General features: G+C 46.5%; 11 protein-coding genes and 1 other RNA gene. All 12 read left to right on the forward strand.

The genetic code is table 11. The annotated features are described in order from the left end of the window. Nucleotides 1–10 precede the first annotated feature (10 nt). The 12 genes from AC3WQ3_RS27310 to AC3WQ3_RS27365 all read left to right on the forward strand — a co-directional run bounded on the left by AC3WQ3_RS27310 (nt 11) and on the right by AC3WQ3_RS27365 (nt 10,499). Complete coding sequence (locus tag AC3WQ3_RS27310) at nt 11–397, forward strand: response regulator (RefSeq protein WP_095293480.1); 387 nt, start codon at nt 11–13, stop codon at nt 395–397. Between the two features lie 260 nt (nt 398–657). After that, nucleotides 658–1,512, forward strand: coding sequence for a class II fructose-1,6-bisphosphate aldolase (gene fba, locus AC3WQ3_RS27315; RefSeq protein ID WP_095293481.1), 855 nt, complete (start codon nt 658–660; stop codon nt 1,510–1,512). A 147-nt stretch (nt 1,513–1,659) separates the two neighbouring features. Continuing rightward, the gene (gene murA, locus AC3WQ3_RS27320; RefSeq protein ID WP_095293482.1) at nt 1,660–2,913 is read left to right on the forward strand and encodes a UDP-N-acetylglucosamine 1-carboxyvinyltransferase; all 1,254 of its coding nucleotides are present in this window, start codon (nt 1,660–1,662) and stop codon (nt 2,911–2,913) included. A gap of 472 nt (nt 2,914–3,385) precedes the next feature. Further along, the gene (rho, locus tag AC3WQ3_RS27325; RefSeq protein ID WP_492474210.1) at nt 3,386–4,708 is read left to right on the forward strand and encodes a transcription termination factor Rho; all 1,323 of its coding nucleotides are present in this window, start codon (nt 3,386–3,388) and stop codon (nt 4,706–4,708) included. A gap of 95 nt (nt 4,709–4,803) precedes the next feature. Continuing rightward, nucleotides 4,804–6,078, forward strand: coding sequence for a radical SAM family protein (locus AC3WQ3_RS27330; RefSeq protein ID WP_095293484.1), 1,275 nt, complete (start codon nt 4,804–4,806; stop codon nt 6,076–6,078). A 103-nt stretch (nt 6,079–6,181) separates the two neighbouring features. Further along, a complete protein-coding gene (gene rpmE, locus AC3WQ3_RS27335) occupies nt 6,182–6,379 on the forward strand; it encodes a 50S ribosomal protein L31 (protein WP_095293485.1) in 198 nt (65 codons plus the stop codon). Between the two features lie 138 nt (nt 6,380–6,517). Further along, an RNA gene (ffs, locus tag AC3WQ3_RS27340) (signal recognition particle sRNA large type) lies at nt 6,518–6,785 on the forward strand. A gap of 175 nt (nt 6,786–6,960) precedes the next feature. Continuing rightward, nucleotides 6,961–8,715, forward strand: coding sequence for a DNA polymerase III subunit gamma/tau (gene dnaX / locus AC3WQ3_RS27345; protein WP_127541113.1), 1,755 nt, complete (start codon nt 6,961–6,963; stop codon nt 8,713–8,715). A gap of 54 nt (nt 8,716–8,769) precedes the next feature. After that, nucleotides 8,770–9,081, forward strand: a complete 312-nt coding sequence (locus tag AC3WQ3_RS27350) for a YbaB/EbfC family nucleoid-associated protein (protein ID WP_095293487.1) — start codon at nt 8,770–8,772, stop codon at nt 9,079–9,081. Nucleotides 9,082–9,115: 34 nt separating this feature from the next. Next, complete coding sequence (recR, locus tag AC3WQ3_RS27355) at nt 9,116–9,715, forward strand: recombination mediator RecR (protein WP_336784381.1); 600 nt, start codon at nt 9,116–9,118, stop codon at nt 9,713–9,715. 257 nt (nt 9,716–9,972) lie between these two features. After that, nucleotides 9,973–10,200, forward strand: a complete 228-nt coding sequence (locus tag AC3WQ3_RS27360; protein ID WP_095293491.1) for a DUF2508 family protein — start codon at nt 9,973–9,975, stop codon at nt 10,198–10,200. Nucleotides 10,201–10,229: 29 nt separating this feature from the next. Beyond that, nucleotides 10,230–10,499 (forward strand): pro-sigmaK processing inhibitor BofA family protein, encoded by a 270-nt coding sequence (locus AC3WQ3_RS27365; protein WP_492474211.1) that lies wholly within the window; start codon nt 10,230–10,232, stop codon nt 10,497–10,499. Nucleotides 10,500–10,853: the final 354 nt, after the last annotated feature.

A 10,853-nucleotide genomic window follows, 5' to 3' on the forward strand; every position in this document is an offset into this window, starting at 1 on the left:
AGGTTACAGAGTGGAAAATAAAAAAGTGTTAATCGTTGATGACCAGAACGGGATTCGAATCCTCTTAATGGAAGTATTCAGCAGTGAGGGATATAACACATTCCAGGCTCCCAATGGCAAGATCGCTCTGGAAATTGTGAATACAGATAAACCTGATCTAGTGTTGCTCGATATGAAGATTCCTGGCATGGATGGCCTTGAAATTTTGAAGCATATTAAGGAAATTGATCCGGATATCAAAGTTATCATGATGACAGCTTATGGCGAACTGGACATGATTAAGGAAGCTACTGATCTCGGTGCACTTATGCATTTCACGAAGCCGTTCGATATTGATGAAATGCGCGTGGCCGTCAACATGCAGCTTCGCAATGATACGGCGAATAGGTGCAGCTGAATCCTGTGAATGCAGGATTTTTTTGTCTGTGCTCTATAGGGCATGTACTTCTTGGGGACAATGGGTATTTCGTCCAATTAACGAGGGAATATTGGAAATGGGAGCGGCTTCATGCGGTGTCTATGAAAACTGTGCTGCAAAGCACAGCATTTTTGCAAATGCTTGTTTAGTATTTGACATGGGATGTGGTATAATAAGCCCGTATGTGATTTCGGCTAAAAACCATAGACACAACCCAAACCCCTAGGAGGATTGAAACCATGCCATTAGTTTCTATGACAAACATGTTGAACAAAGCACTTGAAGGAAAATATGCAGTTGGTCAATACAACATCAATAACCTTGAGTGGACTCAAGCGATTCTTGCAGCTGCAGAAGAAGAGAAATCTCCTGTAATCCTTGGTGTATCCGAAGGTGCAGCACGTCACATGGGTGGCTTCTACACAGTAGTTAAAATGGTAGAAGGACTTATTCATGACATGAAAATCACCGTTGAAGTTGCGATTCACCTGGACCACGGTTCCAGCTTTGATAAATGTAAAGAAGCAATCGATGCCGGATTCACTTCCGTTATGATCGACGGTTCCCACCACTCCATCGACGAGAACATTGAAATGACGAAAAAAGTCGTTGAATATGCACACGCTAAAGGCGTTTCCGTTGAAGCTGAAGTAGGTACTGTTGGCGGCCAGGAAGATGACGTTATCGGCGGCATCCAATACGCTGACCTGAACGAGTGTATCCGTATCGTCAAAGAAACAGGTATCGACACATTGGCACCAGCTCTGGGTTCCGTACACGGTCCTTACCAAGGCGAGCCAAACCTGGGCTTCAAAGAAATGGAAGAAGTTCGTGATGCGGTACAAGTTCCACTCGTATTGCACGGTGGTACAGGTATTCCTAAACATGACATCGATAAAGCCATTTCCCTGGGTACTTCCAAAATTAACGTAAACACGGAGAACCAAATTTCGTTCACAAAAGCGGTTCGTGAAGTGCTTGCAGCTAAACCAGATGCTTACGATCCACGTACGTTCATCGTACCAGGCCGTGAAGCAATCAAAGAAACCGTTAAAGGTAAAATCCGCGAGTTTGGTTCCAACAACAAAGCGTAATTTATCTTTACCAGTTCCATACTGTGAAGTGGAAAGAACACCGCCTAGCCGGTGTCTTTCCATTTTCACACCTTATTTCACGTAGGGAGCCATCAGCACGTCATGCCGTTCATCGGCTGCAAAACACGTAGGGGGACATTAAGCTTTATGGAAAAATTGATGATTAGTGGCGGACGTCCGTTACAGGGGACTGTAACCATAAGCGGCGCCAAGAACAGCGCCATTGCGCTTATTCCTGCAGCATTGCTTGCCGAATCAGAGGTCGTGCTGGATAATCTGCCACTTTTGAGTGATGTGGCGGTTTATGCGGAAATTTTGGAGGAACTCGGAGCTCGTGTATTTTGGGAAGGCAGTCAGATGAAGATCGATCCTTCCGATATCAAATCTATACCTATGCCGAATGGTCCCGTGAAGAAGCTGCGTGCTTCGTATTATATGATGGGAGCATTGCTTGGAAGATTCAAAGAAGCAACAATTGGTTTGCCTGGAGGCTGTAACTTTGAGCCTCGTCCGATTGACCAACACATCAAAGGTTTTGAAGCGCTTGGCGCAACGGTAACGAACGAACATGGATCCATCCATCTGCATGCCAAAGAGCTGCGTGGAGCTAAGATTTACCTGGATGTAAGCAGTGTAGGTGCAACCATTAACATTATGCTGGCGGCAACACGTGCCAAAGGCTCTACAATTATTGAAAACGCGGCTAAAGAGCCTGAGATAATAGATGTAGCAACACTTTTGAATTCAATGGGTGCCAGCATCAAGGGTGCGGGTACTGAAACGATTCGTATTGAAGGCGTGTCGGAGCTCAAAGGCTGCCGACATTCCATTATCCCGGACCGCATACAGGCGGGTACGTATATGATTGCCGCAGCGGCAACGCGCGGTAATGTTTTGATCGACAATGTCATCCCCAAACATCTGGAGGCGTTAACTGCCAAATTGCTGGAGATGGGTGTAGGCATTGAAGAGTTGGATGAGAGTATTCGTGTCATTGGACAACCTTCCTATAGTCATGTGGACGTTAAGGCACTGGTGTACCCGGGATTCCCAACTGACTTGCAGTCTCCGATGACAAGTGTATTAACTCAAGCGACAGGCGTAAGTGTCCTGAGCGATTTTGTATACAGCAATCGATTTAAGCATGTGCCAGAACTGGTGCGTATGGGCGCCAAGATTCGAGTGGAAGGTCGTTCAGCCATCATTGAAGGCGGTGCACTGAATGCGGCCAAAGTAAAAGCATCGGATCTTCGTGCCGGAGCAGCGCTGGTCATTGCCGGTCTGACGGTTAAAGAAGGTGTGACTGAAGTGACAGGCGTCGAATTTATTGATCGTGGCTACGACCACCTCGTCACCAACCTGCGTCTTCTTGGTGCAGATGTGTGGCGTGAAACGGAATAGCGTAAGTTACCATATTGCAAGATTGGTGACTTGACGTTATTATTTTGACAGAACTGCATAACCTTACAACAATTGGGTAAACCTATTCTAATAGAGTTCTCAGCCTCTCCGGGATAAGACGAAATGGTTTTTAGTTTCCTTAACCGGAGGGTCTTTTTTTGGATCAAATATCATATGGCTGTATGAACTGACATCATTCCTTTTCCCCAAACCCCGATTTGTCTGTGCTCCATGACTGGGTACCCGGATCGAAAGCCTCGTGAATTATATGTTCACTTACAAGTGTGTAACACTGTATCATGGTCATCCCACCCGGAAACTTACACTCAACGACAAGTATTTGCATTATAACGGTTACATTCCGTACAATGGACAGAAGAGAACGCAGCTGATTTGTGTTGTTCTCCCATAGCTGATCATCAAGCGAAACTATCCATTTCACGGACTTATTAATTGAATAGGTGGTTATTATATGGATCTACAAATTTCCGATTTGGAAGAAATGAAATTAACGGACCTCTACAAACTGGCCAAAAAATATCAGATTCCCTACTATGGCACACTGAAGAAGAAAGAATTGATTTTTGCCATACTACGAGCTCAGGCTGAACAGAGCGGTTTGATGTTTATGCAAGGTGTGCTTGAGATCCTTCCGGAAGGTTACGGTTTTCTCCGCCCGATTAACTACCTGCCTAGCACCGAAGACATTTATATATCAGCCTCGCAGATTCGTAAGTTCGATCTTAGAACGGGTGACCTCGTATCTGGTAAATGTAGAACGCCGAAGGAAAACGAGAGATATTTCGGTTTGCTGCAAGTCAATGCGGTAAACGGTGAGAATCCTTCAGCTGCTGCGGAAAGACTTCACTTCCCGGCATTAACCCCATTGTATCCGCAGAAAAAGCTGGTTCTCGAAACATCCCCCAACCATTTGTCTACACGCATTATGGATGTGCTGGCTCCTGTAGGTTTGGGACAGCGCGGATTGATCGTAGCACCTCCCAAAGCAGGTAAGACGCTTCTCCTCAAAGAAATTGCCAACAGCATTTCAACCAACAATCCAGAAATTGAACTGTTTGTCCTGTTGATTGATGAACGTCCGGAGGAAGTAACGGATATGTCTCGTTCGGTAAAAGGGGAAGTTGTGGCTTCTACGTTCGATGAGCTGCCTGAGAATCATATCAAGGTTGCGGAACTGGTGCTGGAACGTGCTCTGCGTCTGGTTGAGGCGAAAAAAGATGTAGTTATTTTGCTGGACAGCATTACGCGTCTTGCTCGTGCATATAACCTGGTTATCCCACCATCCGGACGGACGCTTAGTGGGGGTATTGACCCTGCAGCATTCCATCGCCCAAAACGTTTCTTTGGATCAGCGCGGAATGTGGAAGAGGGTGGAAGCCTGACTATTCTGGCAACAGCGTTGATCGATACGGGATCTCGTATGGATGACATTATCTATGAAGAATTTAAAGGTACGGGCAATATGGAGCTTCATCTGGACCGCAAGCTGGCGGAACGCCGTATCTTCCCGGCCATCGATATTCGCCGTTCGGGTACACGCCGAGAAGAAGTATTGCTAAGCAAGGAAGAGCTGGATACCATCTGGACCATTCGTAAAAATATGAATGACTCCCATGATTTTGTGGAAAGCTTCCTGAAAAAACTTCGGAACAGCAAAACGAATGCAGAATTTTTGGCTGCGTTTGATGTTGCGGGCAACAATACAAGCAATTCGGGGACCACAACGACTCGGCGTTCGCCGAGACAGACGGCTACCTCAGCAACAACAACATAAAAAGTACTTTTACACATTCGAATTTGGCAGTTCTGCTGCTGAATTTACCATAAACTCGTCGTTCGGTTTAACCCATTAGATGTGAGGAGAACATCATGTATTTAGTATACGCAGATGAAAAAGGAAATGTATTTGATCACCCATCCCTGTATGGGCTTGCCCGTAGTGGAGATATGATCGTTGAAATTATGGAGGATGAACTCATTCCTCTACCAGAGGGTGCAACTCTGGTTGGATTACCAAGCACTCGTCCCATTGGGATGGATCCAGACACCGGCGAGATGATGCCTCTTCCGAGTGATACACAGGCGGTCGGGGCTTTGCTCCCGCAAGGGTTTACTCGGCTGTGTTTGCCGGGTTATGTGAAAACGGATAAAGAGTATAAGCTTCCTTTGTTCGGCTACTCCGCAGTGGTATGGAAAGATGACGCATTTTACGTTACAGCCCGGATGTCCGATCATCCGGATCAGTGGAATCCGCTGAACTGTGACCGTGATGATGTACGTGCTGGAGTTACGCGGATGACTGAAAAGTATCCTGAGAATCGTCTGTATACCCATTTGTCCAACTGTGCACTCGGGTATGAATGTTTGACATCGTCAAATACGTTCCTGAATCGTTGGGAAGGTGGAGTTCCGGTATCGTACTCCTGTAACGCAGGCTGCTTCGGGTGTATTTCGGAACAACCAGATGACAGTGGCTTTGTTTCCCCGCAGACCCGAATGAATTTCCGGCCTCGTGTGGACGAAATTGTTGAGGTTATGCTGGAACATCTGAAAACACCAGAGTCCATTATCAGCTTTGGGCAGGGATGTGAAGGTGAGCCATCAACTCAGGCTAAGTTGATTATTGAGGCCATCCGTGAGGTGCGTTCCATTACGGATATGGGATATATAAACATTAACACCAACGCTGGTTTGAATGATCATATTCGGGGCATCGTGGATGCAGGGCTGGATTTGATGCGTGTCAGTACGATTAGTGCACTGGATGACCACTATAATGCGTACTACAAACCACGGGGTTATACACTTGCTAACGTGGAGAAGTCAATGAAGTATGCGGCTCAACAAGGTGTGTACACATCGATTAACTATTTGATCTTCCCGGGTGTCACGGATCGGGAAGAGGAGATTGAAGCAATGATTGAGTTTGCCCGGAGAACAGACCTGCGCTTAATTCAAATGCGGAATCTGAACATTGACCCGGAGAGTTATCTGGAACTAATCCCTCCAGCTCAAGGTGATATTCTCGGAATGAAGCAAATGATTGAGATCTTCGAAGAAGAGCTGCCTGATGTCGTTATTGGTTCGTATACACATGTTCCTCCAGCCGGGATGGCGCGTCCGAAACGACTCATCACCTCTTGATAATATTCGATTGCAACACGCATGAGGCCGTGTTATAATCTCTGAAGTTGTGCCATTTACTCTGGGTCCGCTTGAGGCTCAGGGCGGAAAGAGGTGAAAGGTAATGAAAGAAGCAATTCATCCTAAATACACGATCGGTCAAGTAACCTGCGCTTGCGGTAACACTTTTGAGACTGGTTCAGTTAAAGAAGGACTTCGTGTAGAGATTTGCTCCGCTTGCCACCCGTTCTTCACCGGTAAACAGAAGTTTATCGATGCTGGCGGCCGTGTCGATCGTTTCAAGAAAAAATACGGAATCTAATTCAGCAATTCCCTGTGAATTGTCTGCTAATTGCATCCAAGCCACCCCTGCCTATTGGCAGGGGTTTTTATATAGGGATAAAGGTTCCAGTTCACGCCTGGTTGCAATTTGGATAAGCTTACGTTATACTATTTCTTACCGTGCTAGATGGGGAGGTAGCGGTGCCCTGTAACTCGCAATCCGCTATAGCGAGGTTGAATTCCTGCTAGAGGTTTTGTCGATGTGAGGTTTGGTCCCTGAACGTGGTGTTGACGGTTGGGTCCTCCGCAATGAGTACTCATGAACCTGGTCAGGTCCGGAAGGAAGCAGCCATAAGTGAGATCACTCTTGTGCCGGAGGGTTGCCTAGCCTGAGCTGTTGTTCAGGGGTGCCACTTGGATCGCAATTATCGATAGCAGGTGCACGGCTTACTATTTGAAATGTAGAGACCTTTGCAGTTGTATGTATGCAGAGGTCTTTTTGATATGTACAAAAAAACTACGCATCATTGGGTCAGATAAAGTTTGGAATCACCCCGGAATATAGTATAATGGGGGAACGACAAAGGACTCGAATGCGAAGTGGAAGGAAGGTAACGCATCATGGAGCATATCGCGTTATACCGGGCTTGGCGTCCCCAGTCGTTTCAAGATATGGTGGGACAACAGCATATTATTCAGACCTTGCAGAACGCGATTCGTGAACAGCGGACTTCCCATGCCTACTTGTTTAACGGGCCCAGAGGAACGGGGAAGACCAGTGCCGCCAAGATTTTGGCTAAAGCTGTAAACTGCGAGCGCGGACCTGCGCCTGAGCCTTGTAACGAATGTGAAGCTTGCCGCAGGATCACAGCCGGTTCGGTAATGGATGTGCAGGAGATTGATGCTGCATCCAACCGAGGTGTTGAGGAGATCCGCGATCTTCGTGAAAAGGTTAAATATGCCCCGACGGAAGTCCGGCAGAAAGTCTATATTATTGATGAAGTGCACATGTTAACGACAGAGGCGTTTAACGCTTTGCTCAAAACATTGGAGGAACCTCCTCCGCATGTCATGTTTATTTTGGCAACAACCGAACCACACCGCCTTCCGGCCACAATTATCTCCAGGTGTCAGCGATTCGATTTCCGCCGGGTTTCCCTAGAGGAGCAGACGGCAAGACTTACGCTGATCTGCGAACAGGAGGGTATGGAGGCTGATCAGGATGCACTCCAATACATCGCTCGTCTGTCGGACGGGGGAATGCGGGATGCGCTCAGTGTTCTGGATCAGATCTCATCTTTCACAGATGGAAGAGTAACATATCAGCAGGTTATGGATATGACCGGAGGAATTCCTTCAGAGCAATTTGCCAAGCTTGCCGCTTCACTGCTTAAAGGTGATGTCGGACATATTTTGCAGATGATCGAAGGATTTATGCATGAAGGCAAGAGTGCAGATAAATGTATGGAAAACTTGCTGTATTACTTCCGTGATTTACTTATGATCAAGATGGTACCGGATGCTGATAAACTGACAGATCGGGTGCTTAACCCCGAGTCTTTCCGTGATATGGCAGAATCCTTCACGAAGGAACAGCTGTTCCAGATGATTGATACACTTAACCGATACCAGAGTGAGATGAAATATGCAGTACAGCCGCAAACGTTATTTGAAGTGGCTCTGCTCAAGCTGTGCAGTATACCTGCGCAGGGAGAGGTTCCGAATCAAGCTGCTGTGTCAGCAGGAGCAACGGCGTCCTCACAGGCTGACAGCGGCGAAATTAACCGCTTGAAACAACAGCTTGCTGAGCTGGAGAAGAAGCTGGATCGTGCACTGAAAAGTGGCCTCTCTGGTGGAGAGGCTGCACCAAGCAGTCCTTCGCGACCGGCAACTCGTGCTCCCGTATCCAGGGGAAATGCTCCGGCGAAGCTTCCTGCACAGCTGGATCAATACGTGGCGCGCAAGGGATCTCCAGAATTCGTGGAGATCAGCAGAAAGTGGAGTCAAATCCTGCAGCGTGTTAAAGAAGAGAAGGTTACGGTCCATGCCTGGTTTATGGATGGTGAGCCTGTATCTATGCTGGAAGACAATGTATTGGTTGCTTTCAAAAACAACATTCACCGTGAAACGACAGAGAAGCAGGCTAATCGTGAAGTAATTGAGCGTGTGCTGTCTGAACAGCTTGGGCGTTCAGCACGTCTGGTGACGATGATGCTTAAGGACTGGACGGGAGCCATGGAAGGAGCTGCTGAAGCGCCAAAGGAGGACTTTAAGCTTGAACCTGAGCATGAAGACGGCGGGTCAGGCAGCAAGCAACCTTGGATTGATGAAGCCATCCAGCTCTTCGGTGAAGATCTTGTAGTGATCAAGGAATAGATGTACCTAGCGCAGGGCGCGCATCATTAACTATAACAAAGGAGATGAACAATCATGAATAACATGAACCAAATGATGAAGCAAGTGAAGAAAATGCAGGAGCAAATGCTGAAGGCACAAGAGGAACTGGCTGACAAAACGGTTCAAGGTACTTCAGGTGGCGGTGTAGTTACAGCTGAGGTTAACGGACACAAGAAATTGCTGTCCATTACTATTAAACCTGAAGCGGTAGATCCAGAAGATGTGGAAATGCTGCAGGATCTCGTTATGACTGCTGTAAATGATGCAATGAGCAAAGCTGATGAAATTGCTAACCAGGATATGGGCAAATTCACAGGCGGCATGAAAATTCCGGGATTGTTTTAATTAAAATTGATCCTGTCAAAGGAGACACAATCGATTGTATTATCCCGAACCGATAGCGAAACTGATTGATGCTTTTACCCGTTTGCCGGGTATTGGCCCCAAGACAGCTGCGAGATTAGCTTTTCATGTGCTTAACATGAAGGAAGATGATGTTATTGATTTTGCCAAGGCGCTTGTTAGTGTGAAGCGTAACCTTCATTATTGCTCGGTATGCTGTAATATCACAGATACCGATCCATGCCGCATTTGTCAGGATAAGTCCCGGGATAGTTCTGTCATTTGTGTGGTTCAAGATTCCAAGGACCTTGTTGCAATGGAGCGTACCAAAGAGTTTGATGGGTACTATCATGTGCTGCAAGGTGCGATCTCTCCTATGGAGGGAATCGGCCCTGATGATATTCGGCTGAAGGAGCTGTTGACCCGACTGAGCGATGAGCGGGTGCAAGAATTGATTCTGGCAACGAATCCGAATATTGAGGGCGAGGCGACGGCGATGTATATTTCCCGTTTGGTTCGTCCATTCGAGATTACAGTGACCCGGATAGCCCATGGACTGCCTGTAGGTGGGGACTTGGAGTATGCAGATGAAGTGACACTATCGAAAGCGCTGGAAGGCCGCAGAGAGATCCGATAAGCGTGTATGTGCGATTAAGAGGAGCATGGCTTGGTATAGAGTGAGATAGTTGGAGATTTGAATGGATTTATCCAGAGAGCCGAGAGGCTCTCTTTTTTTTGTTGGAGAGAACGAAGTGCCACAGGGAAATTTGTGGCTCATTGTTCTAAGTTTGTCCTTCCTTTGATAAGTATGAGAATATGCTGTGCTGAATCAAAGGGGGGGAGCTTATGTTTTTCTGGAAAAATGCAGGACGGGCAGTGGAGAAACGCACCCAAATGCAGAAGGAGCTTGAAGAAGAACAGATCTACTTGGAGATTGAAAAGGCAAAAGCGGAGTGGGAGCGTGCGGTAAGGCAGTTTGAAGAAGCGCAGGGGGAAGATGAAATTGATTATGCTATATATGTTCTGGAAGCAGCAGAGCGTAAGTACCAGATTCATCTGAAGCGGGCGAAACGGGCAGGAATGAAGAAGTCAGCTGTAATGGATCGGGGCATGAGTGTGTGATGAAAGAATAAGACAGGGAGGTGCTTAATATGAAAAGTGTGATTCTAGGAAGCGTGTTTGTGGTTTCATTACTGGCGCTGGTGATCATATTGTTCAGAAAGCGAATCGGATTGTCGTGGGTAACATCATTTGGGATACATCTGGCTTTGGCTGCGATCGGAATCTATGTTGTCAATTATTCCGGTTGGATTACGGGTGCCTACATACCGCTGAATCCTGCCACAATCGGTACAGTAAGTATTTTGGGCCTGCCAGGAGTAGGGCTTTTGCTGGGGTTGAAAATTTCTTTGTTTGGGTAGTTGACTCAGTACAGAGAATTATGGTACATTATATCTCGTTGCTTTGCTTGCTTGGTCGAGAAACTTTGAAGATAAAACAGAGTTCGCTAAGAGCTTTGAAAATAAACTTCAAAAAAGTGCTTGACGAAAACAAACGAAGTATGGTATATTATAAAAGTCGCCGCTGAGAGAAAATGGTGACGACAATGAATGAATGTTTGATCTTTGAAAACTGAACAACGAGTGAGTAATCATCCTGCTTGCAGGATGAACGTGAAGGTTTTTGGTGCATGTCATTTGACTGTATGAAAACTGGAACAACAATGAGATTTTTAATCTCGTCAGATTCAAAATGAGCTAATCGCTCTTTTCAAT

This window comes from Paenibacillus sp. FW104-T2 (assembly GCF_058789975.1).